This is a genomic window from Microbacterium sp. OR21 (genome assembly GCF_047306785.1).
Lineage (GTDB): Bacteria > Actinomycetota > Actinomycetes > Actinomycetales > Microbacteriaceae > Microbacterium > Microbacterium esteraromaticum_E.
Genome location: NZ_JAZEXJ010000003.1, coordinates 648,309 through 664,479 on the forward strand (window position 1 = coordinate 648,309; position 16,171 = coordinate 664,479).

Here is a 16,171-nt window from a genome sequence, read left to right on the forward strand (position 1 = left end):
TCGTGTGTGCGGCCCCCGCGTCAGCGGGCGGCCTCGTCTTCTTCGAGCATCCGCGACAGATAGCGGGCGACCGCCCGCGCTGCCGCGAGATTGCTCGGGTAGTCCATGCGCGTCGGCCCCATCACGCCGACCCGGGCCGTGCCGCCGGGAGCGGCGTAGTTGCTGGCGACGATCGACGCCTCACCCAGCCCGAACGGAGCGTTCTCCGTCCCGATGCTGGTGGCGAGGCCGTGCTCGTCGGTCACCATCTCGCTCATCAGCCGCAGCAGCGTCACCTGCTCCTCGATGGCCTCGAGGAGTGGGTGGATGCTGCCGCGGAAGTCCTGTTCGCGGCGGGCGAGGGTCGCCGCGCCGGCCATCACCAGGCGCTCCTGCCGGAACTCGGCCAGCTCCTCGGCGATCACGCCTGCGAGCGACGCGAGTGCGGGGTGCAGCCGAGGAAGAGGCGAACCGGTCTGCGGTTCGATGCTCGACGCGATCCGCTCAGCGGCCTCGCCGACCGCCCGGCCGGTGATCAGTGCGGAGAGCTGCGCGCGCAGCACGGCCACATCCTCGTCGTCGATGTCGATGGGCAGCGGTGAGATGCGCTGCGACACGCCGCCGGCGTCTGTCACCAGCACCACGAGCACGCGATTCGGCGCCAGAGCGACGAGCTCCACATGGGTGATGCTGGCCCGCGCGAACGACGGATACTGCGCGAGAGCGACCTGGCCGGTGAGCTGGGTGAGCACCCGCACGGTACGCGCCATCAGATCGTCGAGGTCGCTGGGAGCGGCGAGGAACGACTCGATGGCCGTGCGCTGCGGCGCGGAGAGGGGGCGCACCTGGGCGAGGTGGTTGACGAACACGCGATAGCCCTTGTCGGTCGGCACCCGCCCGGACGACGTGTGCGGGGCGGTGATGAGCTCTTCGTCCTCGAGCTGGGCCATGTCGTTGCGGATGGTCGCCGCCGACACGCCGAACGCGTGCCGCTCGACGATCGACTTGCTGCCCACGGGCTCGTGCGTGGCGACGTAGTCCTGCACGATCGCGCGGAGGACCTCCAGCCCTCGCTGTGTGACCATCATCCCTCCCGCTGGCACTCGAACCTTCCGAGTGCCAATCCTACCCGCTCCCCGAGGTCAGGCGGTGAGTGCGCGCACCACGGCATCCGCCAGCAGCCGACCGCGCAGGGTCAGACGCACGCGGCGCTCGCGCACGGCCGCCGCAGCATCGACGAGCCCGTCGGAGATCAGCTCTGCGACGCGGTCCCGCCGCTCCTCGGCGATGTCGTCGATCGGCAGGCCCTCGGCGAGACGGCTCTGCAGCAGCACCCGCTCGAGCGTGCGCGCCTCGAGGTCGGGCCGCTCGCGGCCTGCGGCGGGCGACTCGCCGAGGGCGAGACGCTGCGCGTACGCGGCCGGATGCTTCACGTTCCACCACCGCAGACCGGCGACGTGGCTGTGCGCGCCGGGCCCGAAGCCCCACCAGTCAGCACCACGCCAGTAAGCCAGGTTGTGCCGGGATCGGTGGTCTGCACCGTCGGCACGGGCCCAGTTGCTGACCTCGTACCACTCGAACCCCGCGGCGCCGAGGCGCTGGTCGGCCGCCTCGTACATGTCGGCCTGCAGGTCGTCGTCGGGTGCCGGCACCTCCCCTCGCCGGATCTGCCTGGCGAGCTTGGTGCCCTCTTCGATGATCAGCGCGTACGCCGAGATGTGGTCCGGTCCGAGTGCGAGTGCCGCGTCCAGGGACTGCTCCCAGTCGTCGAGCGACTCCCCCGGCGCCCCGTAGATGAGATCGACGCTGACGTCGAGTCCGGCACCGCGTGCCGCGTCCACGGCTGTGCGGACGTTCTCGGGTCGATGGGTGCGGTCCAGAGCCGCCAGCACATGCGGCACGGCCGACTGCATCCCGATCGACAGACGGGTGACGCCGGCGTTCACGAGCGTGCGCACCACGTCGGGTGTGACCGTGTCTGGGTTCGCCTCGACCGTCACCTCCGCTCCCTCCCGGATGCCGAACACCGACGTCACCGCGGTGAGCATCCGCGCCAGATCACCCGGGGGCAGCAGCGTCGGTGTTCCGCCGCCGAAGAAGACGGTGTCGAGCGGGCGGATGCCGCCCGCGTCGCCGAGCACACGACGCGCGAGGTCGATCTCGCGGATGAGGGTGTCGGCGTACTCGTCCTGCTTCGCGCCCCGCAGCTCGGTCGCGGTATAGGTGTTGAAGTCGCAGTAGCCGCAGCGCACCCGGCAGAAGGGCACGTGCAGGTAGGCGGAGAACGGGGTCGAGGCGTCGACGACGAGGTCGTCGGGGACGCGTCCGTCAGCGGGCGCCGGATCGCCCAGCGGAAGGGGCCCGGCCATCAGGATGCCCGCGCCATCAGAGTGCCCGCGTCATCAGATCGGCGTCGCGTAGAGCGGCGAGATCGCGCGCAGGTACAGTGCGAACAGCTCGCGGCGGCGCCGACGCACCATGCCGGGCAGACGGTACATCAGCGACACCGGGGCGTCGAAGGCCCGCACGGTGAACCAGACCTCGTCGGTGTCCTCGCGCCAGTCGATGTCGAACGACTCCTCGCCGCTCACCACCGAGCCGCCGACGGTGCCGAGCACGAAGCCGATGCGGCGCCGCTCCTCGGTCACCGAGATCACGCGCAGCTCGGCATCGACCCGCATGCCCTTGACTCGGCCGTGCAGCTTGAGGGTCATGCCTGGCGCGACGAAGGGCGTCCCGTCGGCGGCGAAGCGCTGCTCGACCTGCGCGCGGTTCGGCGCGATCGGCGCCCCCTCGGCGTCGAAGCTGACGCCGGTGTACGCCGCGCCCGCGGCGGGGCGCACGTCGCGCAGCTCGAGGCCGGCGGCGCGCTGCGCCGTCCACGACAGCAGCGCCTCCCCCGCGGTGCGGAAGCGATCCTCGCCGCTGCCCAGCCGCCAGGACTCCTCGGCCGGGATGCTGCGCTCCGGCGGGTACTGCATGAGGTCGGGTGCGTGGGTCGCACCCACCGCGGCATAGTCCACCGTGCCTTCTCGGAAAGTCCCCCGACGCATGATCTCCAGCCTAAGCGACCTGTCTGAACAGTCTCCGAACGACACCGCGTCCAGAACGACCTACTTCTTGTCCTTGCCCTCGACGTCGCCCGACAGCGCGGCGATGAACGCCTCCTGGGGCACCTCGACACGGCCGACCATCTTCATGCGCTTCTTGCCCTCCTTCTGCTTCTCGAGCAGCTTGCGCTTGCGGCTGATGTCACCGCCGTAGCACTTGGCTAGGACGTCCTTGCGGAGAGCGCGGATCGTCTCGCGGGCGATGATGCGCGCGCCGATGGCGGCCTGGATGGGAACCTCGAAGTTCTGCCGCGGGATGAGCTTGCGCAGGCGCTCGGTCATCAGCGTGCCATAGGCGTACGCCTTATCGCGGTGCACGATCGCGCTGAACGCGTCGACCTTGTCACCCTGCAGCAGCACGTCGACCTTGACGAGGTCGCCCTCCTGCTGGCCGTCGGGTTCGTAGTCGAGGCTGGCGTAGCCCTGCGTCTTCGACTTCAGCTGGTCGAAGAAGTCGAACACGATCTCGCCGAGCGGCATCCGATAGCGCAGCTCGACGCGCTCCTCGGAGAAGTACTCCATGCCCAGCAGCGCACCGCGCCGCGACTGGCAGAGCTCCATGACCGTGCCGACGTAGTCCTTGGGCAGCAGGATCGCGGTCTTCACCATGGGCTCGGACACAGTGGCGACGCGCCCGTCGGGGTACTCGCTCGGGTTGGTGACGGTGACCTTCTCACCCGTGTCGGTGACGACCTCGTAGATCACGCTCGGCGCGGTGGTGATGAGGTCGAGACCGAACTCGCGCGAGAGCCGCTCCGTGATGATCTCGAGGTGCAGCAGACCGAGGAATCCGCAGCGGAAGCCGAAGCCGAGCGCGACCGAGGTCTCGGGCTCGTACTGCAGCGATGCGTCAGAGAGCTTGAGCTTGTCGAGCGCCTCGCGCAGCTCGGCGTAGTCGCTGCCGTCGATCGGGTAGATGCCCGAGAACACCATCGGCTTCGGGTCGGTGTAGCCGGCGAGCGCCTCGGTGGCGGCGCCCCGAGCGGTCGTGACGGTGTCGCCCACCTTCGACTGGCGCACGTCCTTCACACCGGTGATGAGGTAGCCGACCTCGCCGACGCCGAGTCCTTTGGACGGGATCGGCTCAGGACTGGAGACCCCGATCTCGAGCAGGTCGTGCATCGCCTTGGTCGACATCATCTGGATCCGCTCGCGCGGGTTCAGCTTGCCGTCGACCATGCGCACGTAGGTCACGACACCGCGGTACGAGTCGTACACCGAGTCGAAGATCATGGCTCGCGCCGGGGCATCCGGGTCGCCGACCGGGGCGGGGATGTCCTGCACGATGCGGTCCAGCAGCTCCTCGACGCCCACGCCGGTCTTGCCCGACACGCGCAGCACGTCCTCGGGGCGGCCGCCGATCAGGTCGGCGAGCTCCTTGGCGAACTTCTCGGGATCGGCCGCCGGAAGATCGATCTTGTTCAGCACGGGGATGATGTGCAGGTCGTTCTCGAGCGCCAGGTACAGGTTCGCGAGCGTCTGCGCCTCGATGCCCTGCGCCGCATCGACCAGCAGGATCGCGCCCTCGCACGCGGCCAGCGAGCGGGACACCTCGTAGGTGAAGTCGACGTGCCCGGGGGTGTCGATCATGTTCAGTGCGAAGGTCTCGCCGTCGACCGCCCACGGCATCCGCACGGCCTGGCTCTTGATGGTGATGCCGCGCTCGCGCTCGATGTCCATGCGGTCGAGGTACTGCGCGCGCATGTCGCGATCCGCCACCGAGCCGGTGACCTGCAGCATCCGATCGGCCAGGGTCGACTTGCCGTGATCGATGTGAGCGATGATGCAGAAGTTGCGGATCTGCGTGGCGGGCGTCGCCGCAGGCGACAGCGGGGTGAGAGCGCGGGGTGACATGTGGTCCTTGGGACGTCCGAGAGGGTTCAGACAAGTCTACGTTCAGCCCGGCGCAATCCCCCATTCGGTTGCTCCGGTGATAGTCTCGCGAAGTTGCCCGAGCCGATCCGGTGAGACTGGATCCCATCGGCTATACGACTCCGTCACAGCCTCGCTGCGTGTGTCGGCGTAGGCTGGAAGCGGAATGACCCATGACGTCATCCCGACTCAGCGTCGCGTCGGAGATCCCGTGCACGGCTGTAGAAGAGAAAGACCCCACACCTTGATCAAGTATCTCGTGCGCCGGACACTCGGCTGGCTGCTCATGATCGTGGTCGCGACGAATGTCACCTACTTCCTTGCCTGGTCATTCCTCGATCCGCGAAGCAACTACGTCGGCCGCAAACCCCCCCTGAGTCCTGAGCAGATCGAGAATCTGCTCGGCCCGCGAAATCTCAGCGAGAGCACTCCGCTGATCGAGAGGTGGTGGACCTGGCTCACGGGCATCCTGCTCCGTTGGGACTGGGGCCTGAGCCCCACCGGCGGCTCGGTAAACAACGAGATCGGCTACCGCATGTGGGTCAGCGCCGAGCTGGTGCTCGGAGCGACCATCATCATGACCGTCCTGGGCATCTGGATCGGCGTGTACACGGCATCCCACCAGTACAAGCTCGGCGACCGCATCTGGCAGGCCGTGTCGATCATCACGATGAACATCAACATCATCGTCGCCGCACTCGCCGTCGTCATCCTCGCGATCAACTTCAACAACTGGGTCGGCACTCGCGTCTTCTACGTGACGGGCTCCTCGAGTCAGGGGGTCACCGGGTTCTTCCCGGTGCTCGTCGATGCACTGCAGCATCTGATCCTGCCGACCATCGCGCTCGTCGTGACCGGATACGCCGGCACGCACTTCCTGCAGCGTTCGCTGCTGCTCGACAACATCAGCGCCGACTACGTGCGCACCGCACGCGCCAAGGGGCTCACCAAGTCCCAGGCCATCCGGCGTCACGCCCTGCGCACGTCCCTGATCCCCGTCGCCACGCAGGTCGCGTTCTCGATCCCGGCGATCTTCACCGGCGCCATCCTGACCGAGACGATCTTCGCCTGGCAGGGCATGGGGCGCTACTTCCTGACCACGATCAACGGCAACGATGTGCACGGTGTGGTCGCCGTCGCCGCGTTCGGCGCCGTGCTGACGGCGATCGGCGCCGTACTGGCCGACATCGCCGTCGTGGTCCTCGACCCGCGAGTGAGGGTGAGCTGACATGACCGACCAGATGATCGACTCCGGGATCCAGCCGCCGGTCGGCCCCGACACCACGGCCGAGCGGATCCCCAGCAAGCAGCTGTCGAAATGGACGCTGTACACGCGCCGCTTCATGCGCAACAAGCCGGCCGTGTTCGGCATCGTGATCTTCGTCCTGCTGGCCCTGGCCTCCGTCATCGTGCCGCTGTTCGCGCGCTGGGAGGTCAACGAGATGGACTTCCTGAACCTTTCCACCGGCCCCTCGTCCGACCACTGGTTCGGCACGAACGCCTCGGGCAACGACACGTTCGTGCAGACCTTCGTGGGTCTGCAGCGCTCGCTGATGATCGCCCTCGTCGTCTCCATCGGTGTGACGGTGATCTCGGCGATCGTCGGCACCGCGGCAGCCTACTTCGGTGGCATGGTGGAGCGGGTCACCCTGCTGGTCATCCACTTCTTCATGGTGGTCCCGACCTTCCTCATCCTCGCCCTGGTCTCCAACGACGCCGGCGGCGACTGGCGGGTCATCTCGCTCGCGCTGATCTTCATCGGCTGGTTCTTCCCCGCCCGCGTGATCTGGACCATGGCCCTCTCGTTGCGCGAGCGCGAGTACGTGCACGCCGCCCGCTACATGGGCGTCCCCGGCATGCGCGTGGTGCTGCGCCACCTGCTGCCGAACGTCGGCTCGCTGCTGGTGATCAACTTCACGCTGGGCGTGGTGGCCGCGGTCATGACCGAGACCGGCCTGTCGTTCATCGGCTTCGGCGTGAAGATCCCCGACGTCTCGCTCGGTTCGCTGATCGGCGAGGGAGCGGCCAGCGTCACCAGCGCGCCGTGGCTGTTCTACTTCCCGGCCCTGGCGCTCACCCTGCTGACCGTGTCGATGGCGCTCGTCGCCGACGGACTGCGCGACGCACTCGATCCCACCTCTGCGGCGGGAGGCCGTGCATGAGCAACGTACTCTCTGTCCGTGACCTCAAGGTCAGCTTCGCCTCGGAGGCCGGCCGCGTCGACGCTGTGCGCGGAGTCTCGTTCGACCTCGAGGCCGGCAAAACGCTCGGCATCGTCGGCGAGTCCGGCTCGGGCAAGTCGGTCACCTCGCTGGCCATCATGGGGCTGCTCGACGAGAACGCGCGAGTCACCGGCTCCATCCAGTTCGAGGGCGAGGAGCTGCTCGGCAAGACCGACAAGGAGATGTCGGTGATCCGCGGCAACGGCATGGCGATGGTCTTCCAGGACCCGCTCACCTCGCTCACGCCGGTGTTCACGATCGGCGATCAGCTGATCGAGGCGGTTACGGTGCATCGCAGCCTGTCGCGCACCCAGGCATGGGAGCGCTCGCTCGAGCTGCTGCGCCTGGTCGGCATCCCCGAGCCCGAGAAGCGGATGAAGTCGTTCCCGCACGAGTTCTCCGGCGGGATGCGCCAGCGCGTGGTCATCGCCATCGCGATGGCGAACAACCCGCGCCTGATCATCTGCGACGAGCCGACGACGGCCCTCGACGTGACCATCCAGGCGCAGATCCTCGACCTCATCGAGAAGGCACAGGACGAGACCGGCGCCGCGGTGATCATGATCACTCACGACATGGGCGTGGTGGCGCGCACCGCCGACGACGTCATGGTGATGTACGCGGGTAAGCCCGTCGAGCACGCCCCGGCGCACGAGTTGTTCCACCGCACCCGGATGCCGTACTCGATCGGCCTGCTCGGCGCGATCCCCCGCGTCGACAAGGTCGAGAAGGAGCCGCTGACACCCATCAAGGGCAACCCGCCGCTGCTGATCGACCTGCCCGACGCGTGCCCGTTCGCCGCGCGCTGCCCGATCGCGCTCCCGGCGTGCGTGCAGGGCGAGCCTGCGCTGCTGCCGGTCGTCACCGGCGGCGGCCAGTCGCACCTGGCGGCGTGCATCCGTGCCGACGAGATCGACGACGACGCGCGCATCGGCGGGCTGCCGGTGTACCCGGTCGCCCCGATCCCCGAGAGCGACCTCACCCGCACGCCCCGCGAGCAGCGTCCGGTGACGCTCGAGGTGCGCAACATGGTCAAGACGTTCCCGCTGACCAAGGGCGCGTTCCTCAAGCGCAAGGTGGGCGAGGTACACGCGGTCAAGGGCGTGAGCTTCGATGTGCGCGAGGGCGAGACCATGGCCATCGTGGGCGAGTCCGGTTCGGGCAAGACCACGACCCTGCTGCAGATCATGGACTTCGAGAAGCAGGCCGACGGCGACATCATCATCGCCGGCACGAGTGTGAACGAGCTGCACGATCGCAAGCTCGAGCGCCGGCTGCGCCGCGACATCCAGATCGTCTTCCAGGACCCGATGGGCGCGCTCGACCCGCGCATGACGGTCACCGACATCATCGCCGAGCCCATGCGCGCCATCGGCATGGACAAGGACGAGGTCAACAGCCGGGTGCACGAGCTGATGGACCTGGTGGGGCTGAACCCCGCGCACCGCGACCGCTTCCCCGGCGCGTTCTCGGGCGGCCAGCGCCAGCGCATCGGCATCGCTCGGGCGCTGTCGACCAATCCGAAGATCATCGTGCTCGACGAGCCGGTCTCGGCGCTGGACGTGTCGATCCAGGCCGGCGTGATCAACCTCCTCGACGAGCTCAAGGTCAAGCTGGGACTGTCGTACCTGTTCGTCGCCCACGACCTCTCGGTGATCCGGCACATCGCCGATCGCGTGGCTGTGATGTACCTCGGGGAGTTCGTCGAGCACGGCGACGTCGACGAGGTGTTCGACAATCCGCAGCACCCCTACACGCAGGCGCTGCTGTCGGCGATCCCCGTGCCCGACCCCGACATCGAGCGCACTCGCCAGAGGGTCGTGTTCGACCCGGAGACCATGTCGACGCGCCCGGCCACGGTCTGATCACCGTCCGATAACAGTTAGTCACGATTCACTGTCGCGCCCGCCGGGGTCGGAAAGCGCGAACTATTCTCCCCATATGACACGCCGCAAGGCGAAAGGAGCACCATGAAGCAGCAGAAGCTGATGGGAGCGCTGGCACTCACCGGCGCTTTCGCACTCGTCCTCACCGGGTGCGCCCCTGACACCGGCAACAACGGTGGCAGCGGCGACAACGGCAGCGCAGCCGAGACCTCGGCCGCGGACTACAACCCGCAGCCGCGCGAGAACCTCAAGGAGGGCGGCACGGTCAACTTCCCGATCAACGAGATCCCCGAGCAGCTGAACTCCTTCCACGGTGACGGCAGCGCCGACACGGCCCGCGTCGCCGCGTGGTACATGCCGCAGATCCTGCTGCAGAAGCCGGACGGCACCCCCTACAAGCACGACGCGTACCTCGACGAGTGGAAGATCGACACGGTCGACGGTAAGACGCAGATCACCTTCACGTTCACCGACGAGGCGACCTGGAACGACGGCACGCCGATGGACTGGACCGCGATCGACGCGACCTGGAAGGCCAGCCGCTCGACCGAGGAGGGCTTCGTCCCGAACGCCACCGACGGCTACAAGGAGATCGAGAAGGTCGAGCAGGGCGACACGCCCAAGACCGCGATCGTCACCTTCAAGGGCGAGTTCGCGTGGCCGCAGATGCCGTTCCTCACGGGCATCATCCACCCGGCCCTGGCCGACCCCGACACCTTCAACACGGCGATGATCGACGACCCGCACGCCGAGTGGGGCGCGGGTCCCTACACCGTCGACGAGTTCGACGCGAACAAGGACTTCATCTCGTTCAAGCCGAACGACAAGTGGTGGGGCGACAAGCCGCTGCTGGACGAGGTCACCTTCAAGGGCATGGACTCGCAGGCCTCGATCAACGCGTTCAAGAACGGCGAGATCGACATGGTCGGCGTGGGCACCAAGGACCGCCTCGCGCAGGTCAAGGACATGAAGGACATCGAGATCTACCGCGCGCAGCAGACCGCAAACACGCTGCTCGAGGTCGACGCCGAGAAGCCGCAGTTCGCGGACGTCAAGGTGCGCGAGGCGTTCTTCAAGGCCATCGACATCGACCAGCAGAAGAAGATCGCCTGGAACGGCCTCGGATACGAGGAGGAGCCGGCCGGTTCGCTGACCCTCTTCTCGTTCCAGCCGGGCTACACCAACGCGCTCGAGGAAGCCGGCTACAAGTTCGACGTCGAAGGTGCCAAGAAGCTCCTCGACGAGGCTGGATGGAAGGAAGGCTCGGACGGCATCCGCGAGAAGGACGGCGTCAAGCTCTCGGTCACCTACCCGATCCACAGCGACGACCCGACCCAGAAGGCTCTCGCGCAGTCGATCCAGGCCCAGGAGAAGGCCATCGGCATCGAGGTCAAGGTGGACGTCCGCCCGTCGAACAAGTTCGCCGAGGATTACAACACCAAGAACTGGGACATCTTCAGCCTGCGCTTCACCTCGTCCGACCCGTTCGGCGCCGCATGGTTCTGCCAGCTGTACTGCCAGGACATGGGCCTGAACCTCTCCGGCGTGCAGACGCCTGAGATGGATGAGCGCATCCACGAAGAGGTCGAGTCGATCAACGACCCCGAGAAGCAGACGGCCGCGGCCATGAAGCTCGAGGCCGAGATCTTCCAGGACTGGGGCCTCATCCCGCTGTACAACGGACCGTCCATCTCGGCGGCCAAGACGGGCCTCGCCAACCTGACCCCGGAGCCCTACGTGGGTCTGGACCTCTTCGGCGTGCAGCCGGTTGAGAACGTCGGCTGGGAGAAGTAAGCACAGCACGATCGGAGCGGGGCCGGTGGTTCATCCACCGGCCCCGCTTTCTTCATATGCTGGTGAGGTGAGCGTCCAGGTCGTCCTCGTGCACGGCATCCGCACGTCCGCGACCATGTGGCGGTCGCAGGTCGAGTGGCTGACGGCGAACGGGATCCCGTCGAACGCCGTGGATCTGCCCGCGCACGGCACGCGCCGGGATGAGGACTTCACCCTGCACGAAGCGCTGCGCACGATCGACGCGGCCGTGCGTGCCGCGGCGGACCACGGGCCGGTGCTGCTCGTTGGGCATTCGATGGGCGGGCTGCTCGCGCTCGCGTACGCCGGCGGCGAGGACGCTCCGCCGATCGCGGGCGTCGTGGCGGTGTCGTGCACGGCCCTGCCCCGCGGAGCGGCGCTGCGGGCGTACCGCGTGCTGGCCGGGGCGATGAACTCCCTGCCGGGGCGCGGGCAGTGGCTCACCGATCGCGTGCTGGCTGCGACCCTGCCGACCGACACGCGCGGCGACTTCGCCGCCGGCGGATACGCCTTCGACGCCCAGGACGCCGCCCTGAGCAGTCTCGCGGCACTCGATCTGGAGACGGCGCTCTCGCGCATCCGGATCCCGCTGTGGTTCGTGAACGGCCAGTACGACCAGCTGCGGGTCAGCGAGGCGCTCTTCCAGCGCCTCGCGCCCCATGCCGAGCTGATCGTCGTGCCCCGAACCTCGCATCTGGTCACCGCCATGCGCCCGTCGATCTTCAACGCGGTCCTGCGCCTGGCGGTGGCTGTTCTGGATGCGCGTGGCTGCGCCCTCCGGGGCTCGGGCTCCGATTCTGCACCACCGCGCGAGTACTGGTAGCATTGACTCTTGGCTTGCGTGTGGGTTCGTCCCTCACGACCGCTGTGCGACGTCCCTCTACCGTCGGCAGCATCCGATTCCCATCCAGACAGAAAGTGTCCACACGTGGCAAACATCAAGTCGCAGATCAAGCGCAACAAGACCAACCTGAAGGCTCAGGAGCGCAACCGCGCCGTCAAGAGCGAGCTGAAGACGCTGGTCCGCAAGACCCGCGAGGCCATCGCCTCCGGCGACAAGGAGGCCGCAGAGGGCGCCCTCAAGCTCGCGTCCGTGAAGCTCGACAAGGCCGTCAGCAAGGGCGTCGTGCACAAGAACCAGGCGAAGAACCGCAAGTCGGCCATCGCCAAGAAGGTCGCCGCTCTCTGAGCCCAGCATTCTGCTTCGAAGGCCCGTCCCGTTCGCGGGGCGGGCCTTCTGCCGTATCAGGAAGCTTCTGTGTCAGGCGTGTTCGGTCTCAGGCGCGAACGCGTCTCGGGTGGCGACCACGGTGACCATGCGCTCGAGCGCGAAGATCGGGTCGCGCGAGGCGCCTTTGACCTCGGCGTCGGCGCGGGCGGTCGCCTGGATCGCCATGCCGAGCGAGCGCTCGTTCCAGCCGGCGAGGTCCTTGCGAGCCCGGTCGACCTGCCAGTCCTTCATGCCGAGCTGCTGCGCGAGCTGGCGGCTGGGCTCCCGCCTCCCGGCGACGCGGGCCATCGTGCGCAGCTTCATCGCGAACGCCGCGACCATGGGCACGGGGTCGGCGCCGGATGCCAGTGCGTGGCGCAGCGTCACCAGCGCTTCGCCGTAGCGGCCTGCGATGGCGGTGTCGGCGACGACGAACGCCGACACCTCGACACGACCGCCGTAGTACTTCGTGATGATCTCGTCGGTGATGTCGCCCTCGACGTCGCCGATCAGCTGCTGACAGGCTGCGGCGAGCTCGGTGAGATCGTCGGCGAAGGCCGAGACCAGCGCGCGCAGTGCGGTCGGCTGGATGCGCTTCTTCACGGCCTTGAACTCGCCGGCGGCGAAGTCGACCCGATCCGAGTCGCGCTTCACTGCGGCGCAAGGGATCTCGATGCCACCGCCCGTGCCGGCGCGGACGGCGTCGAGCAGCTTCTTGCCCCGCACGGTGGCGCCCGTGTGGCGGAGGATCACGGTCGCGCCGTCCTGCGGGGCGTCGAGGTAGCGCACCGCCTCCTGCAGGAAGGCGTCGGTGCACTTCTCGACACCGGCGACGCGCACCAGCCGCGGCTCGCCGAACAGCGACGGCGAGGTGAGCGCGAGCAGCGTGCCCGCGGCGTAGTCGTCGGCGCGGATGTCGCTCACCTCGAGGGCAGGGTCCTCGGCGCGCAGGTAGTCGCGCACCCCGGCGATCGCACGCTCGGCGAGCACCTCCTCCGGGCCAGAGACGAGCACGATCGGAGCGGGGCGCGGCTCGCGCCACGGAACCTGCGGGATCCTGGCGCCCTTCGCGGCCGTGCTGCGTGCCGAAGAACGAGGAGCTGCCATGCTCTCAGCCTACCGGCGGGTGCCGACCTTCACTCCTGACGTTCGGTCCAGACCACCAGTCGGCCGGCCCGCTCGCCGAGCAGTACCAGGCCGCGCTGGTCGGTGCGCAGAACACGGGCGCCGCCGGCGTCGAGGAGCGAGAGCGTCTCGGCTCGCGGATGCCCGTAGTCGTTGTCCTCCCCCACGCTGATCAGCGCCACCGGCGCATCGACCTGCGCATACAGATCAGCCTCCTGATCCCGGCTGCCGTGGTGCGCGACCTTCACCACCGCGTACTCGCCGCGCACGCGCCCGCTCGATAGCAGCTGCCGCTGCGGAGCGGCCGAGAGATCACCGAGCATGAGCATCCGCGGCACTCCCCCGCCCGCGACGTCGACGACGAGGCTGGCGTCGTTGCCGCTCGGGAAGGCCGCGGAGTCCGGCGGCGGCCAGACGACACGCCACTCGGCCGAACCCAGCGATCCGTGTGTCCCCGCCGCGCCGGCCCGGAGCACCGCTCCCCCGGCGGCGAGCTCATCGAGGATCCGCTGGTCGGCGGGCTCCGCCACCGGTCCGTGCAGCACGGTGTCCACCCGACCGGCGAGCGAGGTGGCCGCGCCGACGTGGTCGAGGTCGAAGTGCGTGAGCACGAGCAGATCGATCCGCTCCGTGCCGGTCTTCGCGAGGCAGGCGGACAGGGCCTCCGAGTCCGCTCCGGTGTCGACGAGCGCGCTCTGATCCCCTGAGCGCATGAGCACCGCGTCACCCTGGCCGATGTCGCAGGCGGCGATCGTCCAGTCGGCCGGCGTCGTCATCGACCCCAGCGGTCCGATCAGGAGCATCCGAGCCGCCGAGACCGCCAGCGCCACGACGACGACGCCGCTCGCCGCGAGTCGCAGCCCGACCGAGCGCGGACGGGTGAGCACGAGCGTCGCCGCGATGCTGAGAACGGCCACGACGAGGGCCGCCACGGGCCCTGCCGGCACCGAGGCGGTCGCACCGGGCAGCCCCGCCGCGACCACCGCGGTCGTCTGGATCCAGGCGGCGGGAAGCCAGGCTGCGGCAGCGAGCACGTCCGCCAGTGCCGGCAGCGGCGCGGCAAGACACGCCAGCAGGCCGATCACGGTCGCGATGGGTGCGGCAGGAGCGGCGAGGAGGTTCGCGACCACCCCGATCACCGATTGCGTGTCCGAGAACAGCGCGACGATCGGTCCGCACACCAGCTGCGCGGCGAGCGGCACCGACAGCGCGAGGGCGAGCGGCACGGGCATCCATCGGCGAAGCCCGCGCAGCAGCGGGCGGGAGAGCACGAGCAGGGCCGCGGTGGCGGCAGCAGACAGGGCGAATCCGGGCGTGGCCGCCAGCCACGGGTCGACGACGAGCAGTCCGCAGACAGCCAGCGACAGCATCGCCAGTCCGGCGCTGGGCCGGCCGAGCAGCAGGGTGAGCATCGCCAGGGCCGCCATGACGGACGCGCGGATCACGCTCGGCTCGGGTGTCACAAGCACGACGAACGCCGACAGGGAGAGCAGCGAGAGCATGACGCGAAGCACCCGGCCGCCGCCGAGCAGCGAGACGAACCAGAACACGGCGGCGACGACGATCGCGCAATTCGCGCCGCTCACGGCGGTGAGGTGACTGAGCCCGGATGCCAGCATCGCGCCGTTCACCTCCTCGGACACCGCTCTCGTGTCGCCGACGGCAAGGCCGGGCAGCAGTCCGGCGCCCGGTTCGGGCAGGGTTCCGGCGCGCTCGATGAAGTCCGCGCGCGTGGTCGCGGCGATCGCGAAGACCCCGGATGCGGGCTGGGCCACCTCGGCGCGGGAGCCGAAGACGACGAGAGCCGCTCGCTCGCCGTCACCCGCGCGCTTGCCCTGTCCGCTCACCCGCAGCACGGCGCCGAGATCCGCGCCGTCGATGGGCGCGACCCCGACCCGCACCGGGGCCGCGATGGCGCGTGGATGCCCGGGCGGTCCGACCGTGATCGTCTGCGCGTCGAACCACAGTCGCCCGTCGGCGCCGAGCGACGCAGACGAGCTGACCTCGATCGTCGCCTCCACGACGTGGCCGTCCTCTGCCCCGAGTGCGTCGCGCGCCGACTGCGCCCCGGCGATGTTCGCCGCCACAGCCGCACCGCACAGCAGCATCAGCACGATCATCCCGGCCGACCGCCGACGGGCGAGGATCAGCAGGGCAGCGCCACCCGCCCCGACACCGATCGCCGGCGCTGCCAGGTGCGGCAGGTGGATCAGCAGCAGTGATGTCCCCCACAGCACCAGCGCGAGCACGGCGGTGCGCAGGTCTGTCACACCGTCACCTTCTCGCGTACGCCGGCGAGCAGCTTCTCGCCGATGCCCGGCACCGCGAGCAGATCGTCGACCGAGCGGAACCGCCCGTTCTCGTCGCGCCAGTCGATGATCCGCTGCGCGAGGGCGGGACCGATGCGCGGCAGCGTCTCGAGGGCCGCCTGGTCCGCGGTGTTCAGGTTCACGGTGCCGTCGGCGCCCGCGCCGCCACTCCCGCCGGGGGCGCCGGGAGAGCCGGGCGCAGGCTCGGCTCCGATCTTCGGCACGACGATCTGCTCGCCGTCGCTCAGCGGCCGAGCGAGGTTCACCGCCTGCAGGTCGGCGGACTCGAGGGTGCCTCCGGCCGCAGCGAGGGCGTCGACGAGCCTCGCCCCGGGCTCGACGATGTAGAGCCCCGGTGCTGCGACCTCTCCGAGCACGTGCACGTACAGTCCCTCGGCAGGTGCGACCGCGGGCGGGTCTGCGCCCTCGATCGAGGTCGAGGAGCCGTCGTCGAGTGCGATGCTCTCCGCCGGTGACGCCTGGCCGCGCAGGATGCCCCACCCGACGGCGGCCGACAGCACCACGAGCCCCAGCGTCACGGCCGCGCCGATGCCCAGCCTCAGACGCGGGCGCGCGCGGGCATCCGGTTCGGCGGGCTCGTCGGCTGACACCCTGTCACGCTAGGCGGCGCAGGCGGCCCGACCAT

General features: G+C 69.0%; 13 protein-coding genes. 6 read left to right on the forward strand and 7 right to left on the reverse strand.

Going from position 1 to position 16,171, the window contains the following annotated elements; genetic code table 11:
- Positions 1–20: 20 nt before the first annotated feature.
- From hrcA to lepA, 4 genes are read right to left on the reverse strand one after another with little or no spacing between them, the layout of a single operon-like run.
- Positions 21–1,064, reverse strand: coding sequence for a heat-inducible transcriptional repressor HrcA (hrcA, locus tag V2S04_RS11730; RefSeq protein WP_413638605.1), 1,044 nt, complete (start codon positions 1,062–1,064; stop codon positions 21–23).
- A 57-nt stretch (positions 1,065–1,121) separates the two neighbouring features.
- Positions 1,122–2,348 (reverse strand): radical SAM family heme chaperone HemW, encoded by a 1,227-nt coding sequence (gene hemW / locus V2S04_RS11735; protein WP_413638606.1) that lies wholly within the window; start codon positions 2,346–2,348, stop codon positions 1,122–1,124.
- Between the two features lie 33 nt (positions 2,349–2,381).
- A complete protein-coding gene (locus V2S04_RS11740) occupies positions 2,382–3,032 on the reverse strand; it encodes a DUF1990 family protein (protein ID WP_413638607.1) in 651 nt (216 codons plus the stop codon).
- A 60-nt stretch (positions 3,033–3,092) separates the two neighbouring features.
- A complete protein-coding gene (gene lepA / locus V2S04_RS11745; RefSeq protein ID WP_413638608.1) occupies positions 3,093–4,943 on the reverse strand; it encodes a translation elongation factor 4 in 1,851 nt (616 codons plus the stop codon).
- 262 nt (positions 4,944–5,205) lie between these two features.
- Here lepA and V2S04_RS11750 point away from each other — a divergent pair, with 262 nt between their 5' ends.
- The 6 genes from V2S04_RS11750 to rpsT all read left to right on the forward strand — a co-directional run bounded on the left by V2S04_RS11750 (position 5,206) and on the right by rpsT (position 12,070).
- Positions 5,206–6,189: an ABC transporter permease gene (locus V2S04_RS11750; RefSeq protein ID WP_271637432.1), complete on the forward strand. Its 984-nt coding sequence runs from the start codon at positions 5,206–5,208 to the stop codon at positions 6,187–6,189.
- 1 nt (position 6,190) lies between these two features.
- Entirely contained in the window at positions 6,191–7,123 is a 933-nt protein-coding gene (locus V2S04_RS11755; RefSeq protein ID WP_413638609.1) for an ABC transporter permease, read from the forward strand.
- Complete coding sequence (locus tag V2S04_RS11760; protein ID WP_413638610.1) at positions 7,120–9,048, forward strand: dipeptide ABC transporter ATP-binding protein; 1,929 nt, start codon at positions 7,120–7,122, stop codon at positions 9,046–9,048. The genes V2S04_RS11755 and V2S04_RS11760 overlap by 4 nt, the downstream gene beginning before the upstream one ends.
- Before the next feature lie 105 nt (positions 9,049–9,153).
- Complete coding sequence (locus tag V2S04_RS11765; protein WP_413638611.1) at positions 9,154–10,863, forward strand: ABC transporter family substrate-binding protein; 1,710 nt, start codon at positions 9,154–9,156, stop codon at positions 10,861–10,863.
- A 67-nt stretch (positions 10,864–10,930) separates the two neighbouring features.
- Positions 10,931–11,704: an alpha/beta fold hydrolase gene (locus V2S04_RS11770; protein WP_413638612.1), complete on the forward strand. Its 774-nt coding sequence runs from the start codon at positions 10,931–10,933 to the stop codon at positions 11,702–11,704.
- Between the two features lie 105 nt (positions 11,705–11,809).
- Entirely contained in the window at positions 11,810–12,070 is a 261-nt protein-coding gene (rpsT, locus tag V2S04_RS11775; RefSeq protein ID WP_099194666.1) for a 30S ribosomal protein S20, read from the forward strand.
- A 72-nt stretch (positions 12,071–12,142) separates the two neighbouring features.
- Here the strand turns inward: rpsT and holA are convergent, their stop codons facing one another.
- The 3 genes from holA to V2S04_RS11790 are packed head-to-tail and all read right to left on the reverse strand — an operon-like array spanning position 12,143 to position 16,136.
- Entirely contained in the window at positions 12,143–13,198 is a 1,056-nt protein-coding gene (gene holA / locus V2S04_RS11780; protein ID WP_413638613.1) for a DNA polymerase III subunit delta, read from the reverse strand.
- A gap of 29 nt (positions 13,199–13,227) precedes the next feature.
- Positions 13,228–15,486, reverse strand: a complete 2,259-nt coding sequence (locus V2S04_RS11785) for a ComEC/Rec2 family competence protein (protein ID WP_413638614.1) — start codon at positions 15,484–15,486, stop codon at positions 13,228–13,230.
- The gene (locus V2S04_RS11790; protein WP_413638615.1) at positions 15,483–16,136 is read right to left on the reverse strand and encodes a helix-hairpin-helix domain-containing protein; all 654 of its coding nucleotides are present in this window, start codon (positions 16,134–16,136) and stop codon (positions 15,483–15,485) included. The genes V2S04_RS11785 and V2S04_RS11790 overlap by 4 nt, the downstream gene beginning before the upstream one ends.
- Positions 16,137–16,171: the final 35 nt, after the last annotated feature.